The 18,356-nt window shown below is 57.9% G+C and carries 12 protein-coding genes and 5 pseudogenes; 11 read left to right on the top strand and 6 right to left on the bottom strand.

Annotated features, from left to right (window positions below; genetic code table 11):
* Positions 1 to 847 precede the first annotated feature (847 nt).
* The 7 genes and pseudogenes from ACVIW0_RS36600 (at position 848) to ACVIW0_RS36570 (ending at position 8,076) form a co-directional block, all read left to right on the top strand.
* Complete coding sequence (locus ACVIW0_RS36600; protein WP_456854767.1) at positions 848 to 997, top strand: hypothetical protein; 150 nt, start codon at positions 848 to 850, stop codon at positions 995 to 997.
* Between the two features lie 732 nt (positions 998 to 1,729).
* Positions 1,730 to 2,668: pseudogene (locus tag ACVIW0_RS36595) on the top strand (IS481 family transposase); the annotation flags it as partial.
* 1,176 nt (positions 2,669 to 3,844) lie between these two features.
* Positions 3,845 to 4,830, top strand: a pseudogene (locus tag ACVIW0_RS36590) (AAA family ATPase).
* Between the two features lie 17 nt (positions 4,831 to 4,847).
* The gene (locus tag ACVIW0_RS36585) at positions 4,848 to 5,696 is read left to right on the top strand and encodes a hypothetical protein (RefSeq protein WP_461346236.1); all 849 of its coding nucleotides are present in this window, start codon (positions 4,848 to 4,850) and stop codon (positions 5,694 to 5,696) included.
* Positions 5,641 to 5,784 (top strand): annotated as a pseudogene (locus tag ACVIW0_RS36580) (hypothetical protein); the annotation flags it as partial. The gene ACVIW0_RS36585 and the pseudogene ACVIW0_RS36580, both read left to right, overlap by 56 nt.
* Before the next feature lie 52 nt (positions 5,785 to 5,836).
* Positions 5,837 to 6,823 carry a S8 family peptidase gene (locus ACVIW0_RS36575; protein WP_461356699.1) on the top strand — a complete coding sequence of 329 codons (987 nt, stop codon included), beginning with the start codon at positions 5,837 to 5,839 and terminating at the stop codon, positions 6,821 to 6,823.
* 293 nt (positions 6,824 to 7,116) lie between these two features.
* On the top strand, positions 7,117 to 8,076 hold the full coding sequence (locus ACVIW0_RS36570; RefSeq protein ID WP_461346238.1) for a LysR family transcriptional regulator: 960 nt from the start codon (positions 7,117 to 7,119) through the stop codon (positions 8,074 to 8,076).
* Between the two features lie 177 nt (positions 8,077 to 8,253).
* On the opposite strand, the pseudogene ACVIW0_RS36565 reads toward ACVIW0_RS36570, so the two are convergent.
* Positions 8,254 to 8,682: pseudogene (locus tag ACVIW0_RS36565) on the bottom strand (transposase); the annotation flags it as partial.
* 914 nt (positions 8,683 to 9,596) lie between these two features.
* On the opposite strand from ACVIW0_RS36565, the gene ACVIW0_RS36560 reads away from it, so the two are divergent.
* Positions 9,597 to 9,983, top strand: a complete 387-nt coding sequence (locus tag ACVIW0_RS36560) for a hypothetical protein (protein ID WP_461346239.1) — start codon at positions 9,597 to 9,599, stop codon at positions 9,981 to 9,983.
* Between the two features lie 315 nt (positions 9,984 to 10,298).
* Here the strand turns inward: ACVIW0_RS36560 and ACVIW0_RS36555 are convergent.
* Positions 10,299 to 10,840, bottom strand: a pseudogene (locus ACVIW0_RS36555) (IS66 family transposase); the annotation flags it as partial.
* 360 nt (positions 10,841 to 11,200) lie between these two features.
* On the opposite strand from ACVIW0_RS36555, the gene ACVIW0_RS36550 reads away from it, so the two are divergent.
* Complete coding sequence (locus ACVIW0_RS36550) at positions 11,201 to 11,725, top strand: hypothetical protein (protein ID WP_461346240.1); 525 nt, start codon at positions 11,201 to 11,203, stop codon at positions 11,723 to 11,725.
* Positions 11,726 to 12,026: 301 nt separating this feature from the next.
* Here ACVIW0_RS36550 and ACVIW0_RS36545 read toward each other — a convergent pair whose 3' ends face one another.
* Entirely contained in the window at positions 12,027 to 12,524 is a 498-nt protein-coding gene (locus ACVIW0_RS36545) for a GNAT family N-acetyltransferase (protein ID WP_461356698.1), read from the bottom strand.
* Positions 12,525 to 13,021: 497 nt separating this feature from the next.
* Between ACVIW0_RS36545 and ACVIW0_RS36540 the strand changes: the two genes are divergently transcribed.
* Positions 13,022 to 13,318 (top strand): hypothetical protein, encoded by a 297-nt coding sequence (locus ACVIW0_RS36540; protein WP_461356697.1) that lies wholly within the window; start codon positions 13,022 to 13,024, stop codon positions 13,316 to 13,318.
* Between the two features lies 1 nt (position 13,319).
* Positions 13,320 to 13,625, top strand: coding sequence for a hypothetical protein (locus ACVIW0_RS36535; protein WP_461346243.1), 306 nt, complete (start codon positions 13,320 to 13,322; stop codon positions 13,623 to 13,625).
* Positions 13,626 to 14,096: 471 nt separating this feature from the next.
* Here ACVIW0_RS36535 and ACVIW0_RS36530 read toward each other — a convergent pair whose 3' ends face one another.
* From ACVIW0_RS36530 to ACVIW0_RS36520, 3 genes are read right to left on the bottom strand one after another with little or no spacing between them, the layout of a single operon-like run.
* The gene (locus ACVIW0_RS36530; RefSeq protein ID WP_456854940.1) at positions 14,097 to 15,842 is read right to left on the bottom strand and encodes an oleate hydratase; all 1,746 of its coding nucleotides are present in this window, start codon (positions 15,840 to 15,842) and stop codon (positions 14,097 to 14,099) included.
* Positions 15,843 to 15,885: 43 nt separating this feature from the next.
* Complete coding sequence (locus tag ACVIW0_RS36525; RefSeq protein ID WP_461346244.1) at positions 15,886 to 16,647, bottom strand: glucose 1-dehydrogenase; 762 nt, start codon at positions 16,645 to 16,647, stop codon at positions 15,886 to 15,888.
* A gap of 26 nt (positions 16,648 to 16,673) precedes the next feature.
* Complete coding sequence (locus ACVIW0_RS36520) at positions 16,674 to 18,293, bottom strand: oleate hydratase (RefSeq protein ID WP_456854944.1); 1,620 nt, start codon at positions 18,291 to 18,293, stop codon at positions 16,674 to 16,676.
* Positions 18,294 to 18,356 lie beyond the last annotated feature (63 nt).

Genomic DNA, 18,356 nt, shown 5'->3' with positions numbered 1-18,356 from the left:
GGCGAAGTCGCGCCGGTCATCATCACAGGATGACGAGCAATGACAGATCTGTCAGGCTGACTACTTGTAGTGCTGGGGTTCCGGACAGATGTGTAATCAACCGGACACTGAACGATCTTTCCATCAGAGGCACGAGCAGCAGCGCAGATAGGTACTTCAGCCGAAGTGGAGCGAGAGTTCATGGCACCCCGCGATGCCGTCTTGCTTTAGGTCGCCACTAACGGATGAATTGTGTGTCAAGCTGGGCGATGCTGAGGTTGCGCCCATCGCTTTCCTCAGCAAAGCCCCGGGGGCCGGTGCCCTATGGCGTCCCGTAAGATCACGGAACGGCCTTCCATAGTCCCGGCGAGTTGCGCTAGGCTCTCACAGTCATGGCGAGAGAGCTTCAACGGACCGATAGGATAGAGCTGCCCGTTCTGCCGCGCCTGCGTCGCATACAGGCATCGCGCCGGGTGCGGCTCCAGCGGCTGCTATCTGATCCCAACATTGCTCAGAATGATCCGGGGCGGCATAGGTCCATCAAGGCTGCGCAGTATTGCATGTCCGTATCAATGCGCGCGGAGGCCGTTCTGCGCGGCCTGATCGGACCGCTAGGCATACCCGACCTATTTTCCCGGGCTGTAGGCAAGCCCCGGCGCGCTCTACGCTGCCAACCGCCGACCATGCGTTGCGACACACCTACATAATCGCTGCGACCGCGCTGGGCGCTCCGGACATTCTGTCCAGCATTCTGCTCGGGCATGCCGCGCTCGTATCAGCGGGCGCTACATCGGTGAGTTGGCCGTGCTGCGGTCGGCGGAGCTACGCGAGGCGCAAGAAAAGATCGGGCGGGAAAGGCGAGGGCCGCATGATGAGCCGCCGCAACGATCCACAGCACCACGCCTTGTGGGTCCGCACCACGGGTAAGTCACAGGGGCTCCGCATCTTCGATAGCGTGATCGTGCTGATCACAACGCTTTCCGCCGCTGCGAAGGCTTTGCGGCGGGTTTCCCAGTAGGCAACCTACGTCGGCGGACGAAGTCCCGGCGATGTCAGCCATTCGGTCATATATGCCGCTACTTATTCTGACGAGCCTTCCGCAAGGCCTCTTCACATTTGGCATCGGGCGGCAATTCTCTTGCCTCCGCGCGGAGACCCCTTCGCTTCCTGCTCTAATCGCTGTTCTAGTGGGACCGTTTGCACGAAACGGCGGCGACGCTTTGTCATCTGCGCGTCCCTCGTCTGATGCAGGCGGGAGCGCTTCTCAGTCTCTCAGTCACCGACGCCCACGAAGAAGTCTAGGCCGGCGATGAGTGCTGAGCCACCTTTGGCTCAGGCGCAGATGGTACTGGACGATTTCCTGCGCCATGTCCTAATGCTCACCAAGATCCAGATGCGGTCCGATACGTCGAACGGGTTTGGGTCTTTGGCAGCTTGATGAGAGGTGAGGAGGCAGTAGGAGACATCGATCTAGCGCTCGAAACGAGTCGGCGCCCAGAAGATCTCGCGGATTATGCTTTGATGAAGCGGCATCTCAAGGAGCTTCTGTCGCGCCGCGACGACGTTCCGACCAGCCGCGGCCTGGTCTGGTCGGCAGAAGCATGGATAGCGGAACGCGCTCTTTATGGATCACGGCGGCATCCACTCCTCGCCGGGGTCCAATCCGATGTCGGCGATATCGTCGACCTAGGTGTCTGGTCCCGGAGTGTGGGGGAATCAGTCAAACTGGTCCTTCATTCCGGGAGGACCTATGGGCCAGATACTCCATGGCAGCGCCACGACCACGCACGCGATCCGAGCGGCAATACAGCGATCGAAGGCTCCGCTCAAAGAGCTAGCCGCCCAGCACGGGCTCAACCAAAAGACGGTCGCCAAGTGGCGTAAGCGCACCTTTGTCCACGATGCGCCGATGGGGCCAAAGACCGTGCGCTCGACCGTGCTTTCTGCCGAGGAAGAGGCGATGGTCGTCGCCTTCCGCAAGCACACGCTCCTGCCTTTGGATGACTGTCTCTATGCGCTGCAGGCGGCGATCCCGCATCTCACGCGCTCGTCCTTGCACCGCTGCCTGCAACGTCACGGGATCAGCCGCTTACCCGAGATCGCCGGCGACAAGCCCGCCAGGCAACCCTTCAAGCGCTACGCCATTGGCTACTTCCACATCGATATCGCTGAGGTCCGCACCGAGGAAGGCAAACTCTATCTCTTCGTGGCGGTGGACCGGACCGCCAAATACGCCTTCGCCCGGCTGGTGAAGAAGGCCACGGGTGCAGCAGCCAGGGCCTTCCTCGAAGAACTGGTGGCGGCCGTCCCTTTCCGGATCCACACTGTACTAACCGACAACGGTATCCAGTTCGCCCTGCCTAAGAATCGTGATGGCGCCACTGCAAGCTGGCGCGGCCATCCCTTCGACCGGGTCTGCCTGGGACACGGCATCGAGCATCGCCTGACCAAGCCCAATCATCCTTGGACTAACGGTCAGGTCGAGAGAATGAACCGCACGCTCAAGGAGGCAATAGTCCGGCGATACCACTACGAGACCCACGAGCAATTGGAAGATCACCTCGCTGCCTTCCTTGATGCTTACAACTTCGCCAGACGCCTTAAGACCCTGCTTGGTCTCACGCCCTATGAAGCTATCTGCAAAGCATGGGCCGACGAACCAAACCGCTTCAGGATCGATCCCATCCACTTGAATGAACACCTAGGGGTTCCCTGCCGCCTCATCTACGACCGAGCGAGAGGCCGACAGGTTAACGATCCGATATTGTCTCGCCATCCTCAGTCCAATGGGCGCCAAAATAACTTGGCCCCACCTGCCGAGATGCCGGATTTTACTCCGAACGGTTTGCGCCCGATGGATGGTCGGTGGGTGGCGGGGTTCTCCAAATGGGGCGGTGTTTCTCCGTACGACATCTTTCGCGGTTGGACAGACGATGCACACAAGTTGTTCCCTCGCTACCCCGAGGGATTGCGCATTGTCGGGGACAATCGCGATTTTTCTAGCTATCCGTGGGTCCCAAACGTCTGACAATCGGAGGATTCGATGGTCGGGAAGCGGTCGCGCTGGTCAATGCTACGCCCTTAAAGGGCACCAGCATTGTACTCCGACGCAAAGTTGAACAGGGCTCCGACAATTGGATCCTGCACGGTTGGTTCGAACATGCGGAATTTTATCGAAGCCGCAAGCGGGTTGACTATTCAACGCTTCCTGACCTCGCAGCCGCAGCAGCTTTGATCCTCGCGGTCGACGCTGAAAGGATGCTGCGCCGAGCTGCTCAGGAGGCAGCTGGGGCGGGAATCCAAATATCGTCAGACGTGATCTCGACGAAGATATGAACGCGCGCTTCATCGACGCCGTGCATAACGACTTGCAAGCGCGCAGGATCAGAATCGAACCGGCGGGATGGAGTAGCCCACTGGCCTCCGTTGTCCGCGCTTAGTGCCTGTTTTCCATTCACAGTCCCGGCCCTCGGCATGAGTTGCATCGTGTCGAGACATGATGCATCCGTGCCACGTCCGCGTTTCACCGCGCGAGTACATCTGATTGGCAGCTTCGTTCCACGAGGCGACCCAAGTGTGGCAAGGCCGCCGCTTTTGGGCGAAGAGACCGACGTCTGATTCGCGCATAAAACTTCAATTGGGCGCGACCGACTGTGTTCTGAGTGAGCGTTGACGGTGCGCTGAGGCGGCCGTAGCTGGCGGCAGGCAGCCAGAAATGCTGGAGCTTTCTGGCTGCGGGCGGGATTTGTGAGGAATCGCAAGGGAATAGACACGAATTTCAGGTACAATCGGTTGCCAAAACGTTAAAGTGGACAATGCTGGCAAATGCAACCAGGCCGGCATTAATCAATTAGACTGAAGACCCATGTCGACCGCTCGTCACATTGTCAGTTTGCTGAAGAGCCACATTGCCGGTGACGGGGAGCGTTTCCTCGCCACCGCAATGCAGCTTGCCGCGCATGAGGCCCGGCAGGGTCATGGCAAGCTGGCGCAGGAACTGAAAGAGCTGATTGACCAGGCCAAGATAGCCGGCGCTGCACTGACCAAAACGGCGCGGCCAGTTCCCTTGGTCCAGCCGAAAGGCGAATTGGCCGGGCTGCTGCACGCCGGTTATCCGGACCTGCGTCTGACCGACATGGTTCTACCGAACGAATTGCGGCTTCGGCTCGATCGTGTGCTGATTGAACAAAGGCAGCAGCAGAACCTACGTGAGCACGGTCTGAAGCCGCGCCGCAAATTACTGCTTGTGGGACCGCCTGGCTCGGGCAAGACGATGACGGCGGCCGCCTTGGCCGGCGAACTCCACCTCCCATTGTTCACCATCGTCCTGGATGGTCTGATCACGAAGTTCATGGGCGAGACGGCTGGAAAGCTACGGCTCGTCTTCGACGCCATGCAGGCAACACGCGGGGTCTACTTCTTCGACGAGTTCGACGCGATCGGCGCCCGGCGCGGCGAGCGCCAAGACGTCGGCGAATTCGCCGTGTCTTGAACTCCTTCCTGCAATTCCTGGAGCAGGATGAAAGCCACGGCCTCGTCGTAGCTGCGACCAACCATCCCGAGCTGTTGGACAAGGCGCTCTTCCGTCGTTTCGACGATGTCATTGAATACGCGTTGCCTGACTCGGTCCTGACTCAGGCCTTGCTGCAGGCGCGCCTCGACCGTTTTGACACTCGCGGTGTCACCTGGAGCCAGGCCGTCGAGCAAGCGCACAATTTATCTCAGGCCCAAATTGTAAGAACAGCGGACGACGCGGCCAAAACGATACTCTTGCGGGGCGGGAAACGGATAACATCGGAGGCGCTCGTTCAAGCGCTGATGGAGCGCCGACGGGCCTCGCTGTCTGATTAGCGACAGCACAGGTCGTAATGGCAGACAATTTTCCTCGGGACCGACCCCATATCCGTCTTCGCGACAACGGTGTTCGAGAACCGTATCGGCGGCCCAAGCAGAAAATCGAACCGCCTGCAGTACCTGAACGCGATCGTGCGGGCCATGCAGCGGCATTGATCCAGTCTGTTGGACAGGCCATTCAGGCGGCTCGCGTGCAGATCGACGCTCGCGAACTCGACCTGGCGGTAGGGGGGCCAGGGTTTTATCTCGATATCGAATTGCCGGTTCGCGAGCGCATCGCTCTAGATCAGTTAGCCGATCGACGGCAGAAGATGGAAGTTGTCGCAGTTCATGAACCGGTAGGAGAAGGGGAGCCGCTGCGCGCTTCCGTTTTCGTTCCGCAACAAGCGGAGAACTACTATCTGCGGAAGGTCGAGGCCTATCGCGACTCTGACACCAAGAAAGGAAGGCCGCGAAACGAGCCGCTTGTGTCGCGGATTCAGACCGTGCGTCTGGCAACGGCACGATCACTGTACACCGACGAAGATGCGCTTTTCCCGCAGCAACCGAACGAACAGGTCTGGTGGGAGATTTGGCTGCGCAAAGGGCGCCGAGAGAATTTCGAGCGCATAGCCCAAGCGCTGGACATCACCCTGCGCGCACATGCTGTCAAGTTTCCCGAGCGAGAGGTCATGCTTGCGCTCGCTAGCGTGGCAACACTGGATCGGCTTGTTGCTCACAGTGATGTCGTGGCCGAGTTGCGACGCGCGAAGGATACGCCATCCTTCTTCATCGGCCTCGGGGGCGCCGAGCAGCGGGATTGGAGTGATGAACTGCTCGAACGCGTGGCGCCACCGGACAACGATGTCGCGGTTTGTTCTTGATAGCGGTGTGCGTCGAACTCATCCCTTGATCGAACCCGCTCTTGCCGCGGAAGACTGCCACACAATCAAGCCTACCTGGGGCTGCGATGACACCCCGGCGTGGCAAGGTCACGGGACGCGGATGGCCGGTGTCGGGCTCTATGGCGACCTTGTCCCTCTGCTCGTCGGAAGCGATCCGATTGCCTTGCCTTGCCTTGCCTTGCCTTGCCTTGCCTTACCGACTGGAGAGCGTTCGTATTCTGCCGCCCGAGGACGAGGCGAACGATCCTGAGCTCTATGGAGCGGTCACCGGAGAGGCGATTGCTCGCGCCGAGATCCAGGCGCCGACGCGGCGCCGGGCCATAGCTATGGCGGTTACCAGCGCAAACCCGGCGCGTGAGCGACCGACATCGTGGTCAGCGGCGGTCGACCAACTCTGCTTTGAGGAGGATCAGCGGCGTCTGATTATCCTGTCCGCGGGAAACATCGCCGAGGATCTGACGCCTGCTGATCACCTCACACGCAATGATCTCGAGGCTATCGACGATCCGGCACAGGCGTGGAATGCGCTGACGGTTGGTGCTTACACTGAGAAACTGGATATCATCGATCCTGAGTTCGCCGGCTACGCGCCGATCGCTCCGGCAGGCGAGCTATCGCCGCGTAGCAGGACTTCTGTTGTTTGGGACCGGCAATGGCCTGTGAAACCCGATGTCGTGTTCGAAGGTGGCAACCTCGCGGCAGGAGGGACGAGTGCAAAGTGCTGCTCGATATGGGCGGACGGTTCGACGCGTACTGCCGCTGCAAGACTTGAAGACGCTGCCAGAGGATCAGCAGAATCGCCTTCGCTCTGCTGGCAGCTTAACAGGTCGAGCGGGAAGCTTCAGACAGGTTCGCGGTACGATGCGACAGTCCCACGATATGGTCACCACATGCTGGAGAGGAACAGGCGACGCGCAGGAAGCCACGACAACGCGACCGCGGGCGAGCAGCCGAGCGGAACAGTTAGGCAACTCGGCATGAACTTTCCAGGCATCTTGAAACTCTGGTGCCAGCAGGATCGGTGCTCTCAACAGCTTGTAGAGCGACCGCCGACGATAACGTGCCCGACGCCCTCGCGCCCCAAGAGGATGCTGAAGCCGAAGTGAGAAGCATCGGGGAGACCTGGTAGGCGAACTAGGCGTTCCGGTGGATCAATATGAATGTGATAATCCGCCTCTCGCTGACGCTTTTGCCTACATTGCTGTGAAGCTACCGAGATCTGATGAAGAGAGCTTTGGTGAATACGTGCGCTACCGATCGACGGACGTCACTCGCACATAGACAACGTCGACTCCCAGCGGGTCGGTAATCGGTTCATCGCTGGGAGGAGGAATTTAATCGAAAGTCTGAGGTCGCTCGGAGCCGAAGATAACCAAGGGCTGAATCGATGAGCCAGTCAATGAAGCACTCGGTCACAGCCACTCACCATAGTACTTCAACCACACCAGTCGAATTCCGAGAACTGCGCTGGGCAATCGCCGCGTCTCAGCACCGGAGCTTGCGTCAAACAGCAGAGACGCTTCGAATCAAGCAGCCTACCCTTAGTCGTCGCCTAAGAAACCTCGAATACAAGTTAGGTGTCACGCTTTTCGAGCGCACAAAAGGCGCCACCCGCCCGACCGTCGAGGGGTACGAATTCCTCGATGCCGCTCGGCGCATAGTGGATGATACCGAAAGGATCGCGGCTCGCCTCAAGAGCCACTCGCGCGGCGAGAGCGGTCGATTGACCATCGGCATCCACACATCCCTCTCAGCTGGAAATTTACGAGCCACGCTCCTTGAGCACCGGCACCGTTTTCCGGGTGTCGAAACGCATCTCGTAGATGGAGCGAGCGATCATCCAATTTCCGACCTCACCAACTCAGCCATTGACGTCGCCTTCGTAGCCACGCCCAATGCGGGGGAGAACGAGAGGTCATTGTTGCTCTGGAGCGAGCGTATAGTCGCCGCGCTGCCAGCGAGCCATCGGCTGACAGGCCGTGATGTGGTTCACTGGGGCGAACTAATGGGCGAACCGATTCTGACGTCACAACGCGGCCCCGGACCGGAATTTCACAAGCTACTCATCAGCAAATTGAAATCTTACGATCCTTGCCCGTTGCTACGCCATGATCTGTCGCTCGACCGGCTTCTCACCCTGGTCAGCGTAGACTGGGGCATCTTGCTGGCATTGGAAAGCGCAACGGGCGCAGCCTATCCGGGTGTCATCTTCCGCGAGGTTCATGATGCCGACGGGCCGACGCGGCTGAACTTCCACGCACATTGGCGCCAGGCCAATTCGAATCCATCGCTGCGTTCCTTCCTCGATTTGCTTCGGGAGCGCTATCCCGACCTCTCGGCTAATCTGGAGACGAATTGAGGCGCATTTCGCCGTGTTTTCGCGAACGCATCTGCGCACTGGATCGGTCCAAATCAGCTGCTCGATCCTCCCGTGCGCTTCCGCATCGTCCTGGCCAAAGGCGGTTGCGATGGAGGCAGAGGAGACCGCTCTTGCCAGCGTGGGCCAGCGCCTTACGCATAAAGTGCACGCGCCAGCACCGAGAATCTCGCGCCGGCAATCGCTGTCGACGCCGACCGCGACGTTATCGCGACCGACGCGATTGCGCCCCTTTGGCGCACCTTTACGTAGGTGGTGTCGATCCACAGATAGGGCCAGTCGCTCTCGATCGGGCGAGCGAGGAATGCCTTCGCCTTGTCGTCGATCTCCGCTCACAGCCGCGAGACCTGGCGCTTGGAGATCCTGCTAATCCCCATGACCTGGACAATTCGTCCACCGAGCGGGTTTGAGACGCCTTGCACATAGGCTTCCTGCACCACGGCGATGAGCGCCTTCTCGGCCATCCGGCGCGGCTCTAAAAAGCCGGGGAAATAGGAACCCCTTGCGCAGCTTGGGGAGACGAAGCTCGACCGCGCCGGCGAGGATCTCCCAGGTCCGGTCGCGGTAGCCGTTGCGCGCAGCTTTACGCTACCGAGCAACACCATCACTGGGGGACAAGACCCGAGCCCGAGACTGAAGTGGACCGGATTGATCTGCCATCGAGGATCAACGACCACCTCACACCGTCCTTTGCGGCTGCTCCTCAATAAGCGGCAGTCGAGTCTCCCCTGGCGCTGCTGCCTCTCTCGGCCAGCTTTCACGGCCCGCGTTGTAGGCGACTGCAGCGGCTCATCACGCATCACTTTCATATCTCTGAGCGAGTGCATCAGCCTTGGCACCGCATTTGACAGCGCCGTTTGGACTGCAAGGCGATCCTCTCTCTGAGATCGCCCGGTAAGGTCTCACAGTCGAGGTCTATCGAAACTTCTAGTTCTATCCATCTGCTTTTACCCAGGGAGGTGCTGCTTAGCCCCTATACGCCTTTGCGACATGCCATTTCGGATGTTTTCCCCATCTGGAAACCCTACTCTCCGCGACATAGCCCCGGAACCTCAAAGCATGACCAATGACCGCATGAGCGCTATCCTTGCGCATCAATTTTCGCAAAATCCATCACACCGTCTCGGCCGTCCAAATCGAGCTCCCCTTGAACTCGCCCATGCAACCGATCTCGCATCAACCTGCTGCTCCTGCCTCTCGAACCAATCGCTGATTGAGCGCGGTACGCCATTGTGGCGGCCTGCCGTTCGCGACCGACACAACTCGGCGATCAGCGATCTGCTTCCCCTCGGCTCGCGTTACTATCGCCGCAGAATTGCCATCGGGACACTTACCGGAATCTGGCAGACTGAATAATTCGCGGTCAGCACTGCTCACGTTGTATTTCGTCGTCAAGTCAGGTCCTTGCGATCGAAGCTACAAAAAGTGGCAGGTGTCGGATATTGAAGGTCGTGCTATCTTCTGCGGGTTAATCACAACTTTACAGTTCAGAGAGGAAAGCAATGGCATCGACCGTAGCTGAAGACGAGAAACGCCGCACACAACAAGGGCCGCCGTTGGCCCAAGCATCGGCTGCTGGGCCAAGTGGCGCCGCCGAACACACTAAGGAGTCGACGACAGCCACGCGCGCTTCATTCGTGTTTCCAGAATGGCAGAAGTCGATCGAAGCAACGACAAACTTCTTCGCGGCGGCTTTGAAGGACAGTTTGAGGTTGACTGCTTCCTCTTTGCACGATCACGCCAATTTTCTAAGAGTCGTTGCCGAGGTAAAAACGCCCTCCGAGTTGCTAAAAAGCTATCTGGACTTGGCAGAGCGATCTTGGTCCAGATCGTTCAGTGAAGGCTCGAAGTTATTGGATAATCTCAAGATACAACAACATCAGCGGTGAGCAGTTGAATCAATGGATGTGATATGAGTGACGACGAGATTGGGGCGGTCGCCTGTACTTTCCCAAGATTGCCTGATCGGCCAGTTCTGATGGCAACGCGCCTTCAGAATAAAAACGGCATTTTCGAGCGTCGGTGGTCAGCTCGTTGTCGCCGGTTGCTGAAGATACGGATACGGTTGTTAAAGGCAGCAAAGCCCGGCTAAGCATTGGTGCGCGCGCAGAGTCCGCTCCGCGGCTGCAGGCGCATCTCGAAAGAACTCGGAACCGCGAGAAGGTCGCTGGCGGGTGTTTTTTTTAAGCGGTAAGCTGAGGCCATCAGTTGGCGTAGTTCAGAGGCGTAAGCGCGTCGATTCCGCTGCTTGGCCAACCGTTAGCGATACGTTGAAGTTGTACGGCGCGCCAATCGAACGGATTGACGTTGTTCATTTTCGCCGTCTGCAGCAGCGTTGCGACAGCCGCCCAGTTTTGCCCGCCGCCGTCGCGGCCAGCGAAGGGGCAAATTTGTTTCTCGTACTCGTTTGTGGCCTGATGGCCCTTTCGACAATAACAATATTGGAGTCGAGCTAAATGCGAGTGTCGGCCAGCAAGTGTTCGAAGATGGCACGGCGTGAGACGGCATAGCGGATCGCCTCGGCCAGTTTTGATTTGCCGGAGATCCGCCGCAAGGTCTGCTGCTAGAGATCGAAGAGATCTGCGACGATCGCGGCGGAGGCTTGTCGGCGCGTGGCGATGCTTGCGTCGGGGCTTGGACGGCGCACGGTCTTCTCGACTTGCCGAAGCTTCGTCATCCGCTCGACCAATGTGATGCCATCGTTGCCGCGATTAGATCGCGCGAGCTTGTTATAGGCGGCATAGCCGATGGAGCGGAACGGCATCGATTGTGCCAAAATGTGGGTGTTCAAACCACGGCCAGGAGGACGTACGTGGACAAGGTCCGTGGACGAGGTTAGCATCATTAGTTTGGTTGGGCCAAAGTTCCCGATTCACGGAGCTGGGTACGCCGAGACGGACGGCACCGTCGAGCGTTACGATCTCTTGGGCGGCAAGTGCTACATCTACAAGCGAAGTGCCGACAGCAGTTCTGGCAGGTCGCCGCGGGCGTCGCGAACCGCAGCCATCGGACCAGCACTAAACTCGAAGGAATTTCGAACGCGAACCAATTCGCCGCGGAATGGTACCTTCGAAGACGCCGCGGAACATTTTCTCCACGAATTTCAGTGCTGACCGAGGGGCGTCGCAGCCCCTCTACATCGCGGGTCGCGAACAACGCCGCAAGTATCTCATCTCATCACATTCGGCGACCAAACTGCTCCATCACCTTCGGCATGATCGCGGAATACCGCATCGATCGCATAAGAAGGAGAGTTATCGCTATCAGGGCGAAGAAGGGTTGCGACTTCATCATCTTCATGGCGAATATCAGCTTGGGACCTGATGATGCAAAGCGACTAGAGTACCACGATGTTTCGATCGTCAACGATCGCGAAGCAGGTGAGCGCATTCTGGAAATTGAAGTCCGCGGCAAGCGCGGCGTCTGCTACTGCAAGAGCATGCCTAGCATGCCGTTGCGCCCTTCCTGCGGCTCCGCACGCGAAACAAGGCCAAGCCGACCACCGCTTGTTCCCGAACAACCAGTATTTCCTCCTAATACCATCCTTGAAAAGCAGGAGCTTAAGTTCGACCGCGAGGGAAGCGCCGCGCGGCCTGCAGTCCGCGGCACACGTACGTCTGCTTGCGGCTGATGGAAGGTGCCGACAGAATCGCCGTACCAGCGTCGGGATACTGTTACTTCGCACATAAAAAATCAGCTGAGCGCAGCGGCAATCAACCTCAAACGTGTTTCCCGACATGAAGAGGAAGAAGGTCGCGCCAGCAGCGACGCAGGGTGCAAAGCGGCGCGCGCGACATGACCGAGGCGCTCGGCTCGCACGACTTTTGCGAGTCGCAGAAACTCACGTCACTCACAAGAACTCGGCGTGCAGATAACTAGGTTAGCCAAAGCAGAGCTGCGACGCCAACAAGCGAAGCAGTTTCCGCAGGCTTTCACGGTGCGTTGCGACGCACCATATACCTTGCATATCTGTCGTAGGTAGCGAGCGCTTTGCTGAGAGTGGCGTCCTCGAACGTGTGGAAACCATGACGCTCCCAGAATTGTTCTGAATCATTCACCGCTACCAATGAGACATTCGGAAAGCGGGCTTCCGTTGCGTGGGCAATGAGTTGGCGCACTGCGTCGGAAGCCGCACCATTGGCCCGTGCCGCCGGCAACAGGGCGATGTCATGGACATAGTAGGTTGACCCAGGTACCGGCAGTTTCTTCAAAAGGGCGTTGAGCGCGGGTGGCTGCCTAAATTGCCACGGGTGGCTGACGACGTAGCCAACAATTCCGGCACGTCGGCCCTTGAGAACGAAGCATCCCTTGGGATAGAGCCGCAGACGTTCAGCAAAAACCTCCGCGTCTTCGCGATAGTTCAGGTGAACACGACCCGCGACACTGTTCACCCCCTGAAGATCCCGAGTTTCCATCGCACGCCAGGGCATCTACGTGTGCTTCCAATGAAATTCCAAGCGCCGAATAATCCATTAGCTTGCAACGCCTGTCCAGATCGACGTCCATTGAGGTGCCACGGCCGCGATCCAATCCTAACACCTTGGCGACAGGCACAGACCGGGTTATGAAGCCCTTGGCATGCGGGCGTGGCGAAGTTGGTAGATGCAACGGACTTAGGCTAAAACTTGAGTGCTCCCAGGGGAAACCCGGGATGCAGAACTGCTCAAATTCGAGGAATCCTTCGCTAGTAATCCCGAGCCAAGCCTCGCACAACCTTGGCAAACCACTCTCCTCCACCTAATCGAAGTTTTGATGCTCAAAGGCGCTGCGCCGGAGCAGTCCCTAGTCAAGCATCAAGGTTCTCAGGTACCAGTTCTTCATCGAGATCCGCCTCAATTCCGGCCACTCGTTACCGTTCGACGTGGCCCTGACAATCCCAACAAGGTTGCCCGGACGCGCCACGCCCAAGGTGGCAGGCGATTGGTTGATGCCGGACGATCAATGGGACCATCCTGAACTGAGTAATGCCGAGGCCATCAAGTTGATGGATGGATGGCTCGACCTGGAGATTCTCAAGCCTTACGACTATCGCATGGCCATCACGTACTTTATGATGGCCCAGGGCGACTTCAGCGACGAGTTACAGCTCCAGAAATTCGAGATAGGCAAAGACGCCTATTGGAAGCCATTTGTGGCTTATCTGTTTGGATTTGACGAGTCCTCAGTTCAACGCAAGTACGAGCTCGACGCTTCGATTACCTGGAAGAGCAGCGCAAGAAGTTGACGTGGTGGTCGCCACCGCACGGGAGGTCCGTGAGAGTGACGCGAACGTGGTCAAGTTGTCGATGAAATCAAGGCCATGGTCGCGAAACCAACAACCATCTACGAGAACTTCCGGCGTGTTTTTAACGGCTATTACGCGTGTTAAATCACGAAGGCATTTTCTATTTCTACGTCAACAAAGCGGCAACTTTGATTACACCATCGGCCTGGGCCTGCCCGGCCAAACCGGCAACACTTCCAGTCAGAAAGGGACGAGCTACAAAAAGCTGGTCTGCGCTCTCTTCGATTTGGCTCTGCTGAAGGTGTAGAGGACGTCGGTTTCTTTCACTTTGTGTACCACGATGGCATTTTCGAGGCTTTGGACGACGGAAAGAAGCTAGCGCTGTTGGAGATCGTGCGTGTCTGACTGCGACGAAGAAAACGCAATACATAATGACACTGATAGCTTCAGATCTCCCGCGCATCGAGGAGAAGTCTCCCCCACCTTCTCACCGGACGAAATCATACTCCGCCTTCACGACGACGGAGCCGATGGCCTCCTCTTCAAGATGGCGGAGTTCTAGCTTCGGAAGAGGTTCCGCCGCAGCGGGAGTGCCAGCATGAGCGGCTACCAGCGAGCACGTGCAAACCGTGAAGGAACTGTCTCGCGCAGCCTTGCGAATGGACGATTTCGCCCGAGACCGGCTCCTTGCAACTCACGCCTACACGTACAGTTAACAATGCAGCCTTCCGGTTGCACAGGATAGGAGCAAAGCGCCTCGCTCAGAGAACGATGATATTTATCGAGCCGCTGTGCGGGCTTTCGTGGTGTCGAAGTGGTTCAGCATTAGCTCACCCAAAACCGCCGGGTTGAGGATTGGGACTTCCTTGCCGTCGCGCAGCCTGCCGATTGCCATAAGTAGCTTGCGTATGTCATAGGTCGAATTGAAGACCTCCGGCACACCACGTTCAACGTTCAGGAGCGTGTAGACGGCCTCCATCGCCGTGCGAACCGAATATTCGGTCGTGAAGATGCAATCGCGCTCCGCCGACTCGGCGAATTGGCCGATAAAAGCAAAGTTAGCAGCCCCTGTGGGCACAACGTTTGGCCGGTCCCCCGCCTGCCGCGGCATGAAGAAAGAGGTGACATACGGCATCATCACCGGCACTGTCCTGGCGGCGGTTGCGGCGAGTTCTGGTATGTCCTCGACCGGCGCGCCGAGGTGATACAGCCATTCCTGGGTGATTTCCTCGCCTGTGCAATCTTGCATCGGTTTGTTGACGTAGTCTCCAGGTTCGTCGACAAAAAGTGAGTAGACCCAAACGACGACCTGATCGCTGGGCTGGTGCTTGAAATGCGGCTGGCGGTTTACGGTCCAACTGAGGAGCCAGCTCGAATCCTTCGCCGTAACGATGCCTCCTGTGACGACCTTGCCGCTGAACGGATCGCGTTTGGCGATCTTGCGGATATATCCCGGAATGCGCGCGTCCAGAGTCGTGACAGTCGCCGATTCCCATTTGGTAGCGGGGATATTACCTCCGAAGACGTCCGGGCGGCCGAAGGCCGCGTCCTTGGCCGCTATGCGGCGCCACAGATCCCATGCAGGCGCCGGGCCTTCATCGAGTTTGGAGGGCGTGTGATGGTCTCCCTTGTCCGAGTTCTCGGTGAGCGATCCGATCGTCATGAATACAAGATCATCGGCGCCAAGGGAGACGCGGCCCGCGACACCTTCCTCCAACCAGTAAATGGTGGTGGCCTGCTTGCGTCCGGCCTTTAGGTCGAAATCGACATCAGTAACTTCGACGTCGTAGCGGAAGTTGACGCCTTCCTCGAGCAGCCATTTGCACAGCGGTAGAACCAGGGATTCATACTGATTGTACTTAGTAAACTTTAGCGCGCTGAAATCCGGCAGGCCGCCGATATGGTGGACGAACCGATGCAGATAGAGCTTCATCTCAAGTGCGGAATGCCATTCCTCGAAAGCGAACATTGTGCGCCAATAGAGCCAGAAATTGCTGATAAAGAAATCCGTTCCGAATACTTCGTCGATCCGCTTATTTTGCATCTCCTCGCGGGAGGCCAGAAAGATAGAAATCATTTCCTTCTGCGCGGCTTCGTTCAACGTGAAGAGGCCATCGGTATGGGCATCCTGTCCCTGGTTCACCGTCACCCGCTGAAGTGAATAGTTTGGATCATCCTTGTTCAACCAGTAGAATTCGTCGAGTACGCTGGCCCCCTCGATTTCGAGCGACGGGATCGATCGGTACAAATCCCATAGACACTCGAAATGATCTTCCATTTCACGGCCACCCCGGATCACGAAACCTCGCTTCAGGTCGTGGCTACCGTCGAGCGCTCCGCCGGGTATCTTCAGCCGCTCCAGTATAGTGATCCGATCGCCACGCATATGGCCATCACGGATCAGAAAAGCCGCGCCTGAAAGCGCGGCCAGACCCGAACCAACAAACCACGCCGTCTTGTTATCCACACCTTTGGGTTTGCGAGGGCGCGCGAATGCTTCGTAATTGCCGCTACAGTAATACATGGCGACATTCCATCCGACTGGATTAATCGACTAACGAGATGGCTCAGCAAAAGATGTTCTCGGGCGCCAGGCATTTACGCGGGACGCCGATCGTCAGACCGCCGTCGACGACGATCTCGGAACCGGTAACGTAACTCGACTCGTCGCTGAGCAAAAACAGGACAGCCTGCGACACCTCTTGCGGCTCGGCTGGTCGGCCAAGCGGTATGGGGAAAAGCGAGGAATCGAAGCTCTCGGTCATTGGGCTGGCGATAAGGCCGGGATGGATCGAGTTGACGCGTACGCATGAGGCTACGGCCTCCAACGCAGCGGACTTGGTTATGCCTCGCACGCCGAACTTGGAAGCAACATAGGCATGAAGCCCGGCACTGCCCCGCAACCCCTCAACCGACGAGATGTTAACGATCGAACCTCCGCCCGCACGCCTGATGGCTGGCAGAGCCGCCTGCATTCCCAGAAATACACCGGTGAGATTGACAGCCAGGGTCTCATTCCACCGATCGAGCGGGAACTGCTCTAGGGGCGCAATGTTGGCGATCCCCGCATTGTTGACTAGGCCATGCAGCAGGCCGAAGCCAAGCTCCGCGCTTGCAATTGCCTTGGCCCAGTCCTCTGGCCGGGTAACGTCTTGATGGACGTAGACGGCCGAGCTGCCGAGTTCAGCGGCGAGAGCCTCTCCCTCGGTATGAAGAATATCAGTGATTACAACCTTGGCTCCCTCAGCCACCAGCAGGCGGGCATGAGCCGCCCCCATACCGCGAGCCGCGCCCGTTACAATGATGACTTTGTTATTCACACGTCCCATGAGGGGTCCTTGGTTGGTGCTGCGGATCAATGGCGATGCAACGTCTTCCAGGCGTCGAAGAGGACGCGGGAATCGTGCTGGCCCTTGTAGAAGGGCGAGACCGGACGTTGAATATCGAGCAAGCCGAACACGGCGGTCTGTGCCGCGCGCACTGAGTATTCGACCGTAAAAACAACGTCGTCGGGAATCTCGCAGAATTGACCGATAAAGGCCAGGTTGCTCGATCCGTTCGGGATGACCTTCGGTCGGTCGGTCTTCGCGCGCGGCATGAACTGCGCGGTGATGTAAGGCATCATTGCCATAACCACACGCGACGTTTTTAGAACGTGCGGGATGATCTCGTTGAATCGCAGGTGCGAAAGCAGTTCGACGAGGATTTCACGCCCCGTGCACTCCGACATCGGCTTATGCACGAAATTACCAGGGTTGTCCGGGAAGAGCCCGTAGCCCCACCACACCCAGACATTCTTCGGCTGTTCGTAATAGTGCGGTTGACGATTAAGGACGATAGTCAAGAGCCAATTGGAGTCCTTGATCGTCACCAGTCCGCCCTTGCCCGCCTTACTGCCGGAGAAGGCCTCAAGCCAGTCGAAGAAGCACGCGTCGTCCGCCGTGACAGTGAACGACTCCCATTTGGAGCGATCGATTTTGGAGACGAAAACCGTAGGGTTACCGAAGTCTCGGCTTTTGCCGGCCAGTAGCTCCCAAAGCTTCCACGAACCTCCGCTTCGCTCCGTCTTCAGCACTGGAACCGTGTCCATCGAACCGTAGCTGGTATCGGATGTCATTGAACCATTGGTCACAAACACCAGATCGCGTTTAGCCAGATCGATAGCGCGGTCCTTGCCACCCTGCCGATAGTGCAACCGCGTCGCAATCTTCTGCGGGCCTTCGATCACAACCTCAATATCGATCACTTCCGCCGCCATCTCGAACTGTACGCCGCCGGCCTTCAACCATGCGACGATCGGGCGCACTATGGCGTCAAACTGATTGAACTGCGTCCGGTAGATCCCCGCCATGGTGTCGATTGTCGAGAACAAATGCAGGAACCGCAGACAGTAGCGCTTGAACTCGGTCGCGCTATGCCAAGGCTTAAACGCGAAGGTTGTGGACCAAATGAACCAGAAGTTGCTCTGGAAGAAATGATATCCGAACCAGTCCTGGATCGTCCGGGAGTTAAGCAACGACTCTGGTGCCCCGCAAAGCGAGATCAAGTCTAGTCGGTCTCTCTCGCTGAACCCTAGATCGGAAACATCGACGATCTGACCGCCAGATACCAAGCGCGCCTTGTCGTTCCAGAAGAACTCCTGATGGAATTCCTTCAGTTCTTCCATTACCGATCTGGACGGATCAGCAATCGACGGAATGAACGATAGCAAATCGTAGGTGCAATTGAACTTCTCCTCGAACATGCGTCCGCCGCGCATGACATATCCGTCCTTTGGGTTACCATGTGCGTCAAGGCTTCCGCCGAATTGTTCGAGCTGCTCGAACAAGACGATATGCTGACCTAATAGCCCGCCCTCCTTGAGGAGGTAGACCGCAGTTGCCAAAGAGGCAATTCCCGTTCCGACCAAATAGGCACGGCGAGGAGCTGCCTCCGTCACCGGATCACGGCGGGAGACCGGGAAAGAAGAGCACATCAAGTTCTCCGGCACATAGCAGTTAGAGCATTCAGTAACCAGCCTGTGCAATCCGCGCGCCGA

It is taken from the genome of Bradyrhizobium sp. USDA 4454 (assembly GCF_054822705.1).
Note: the sequence above shows the minus strand (reverse complement) of the source record. Positions and strands in the feature narration are given on the sequence as shown.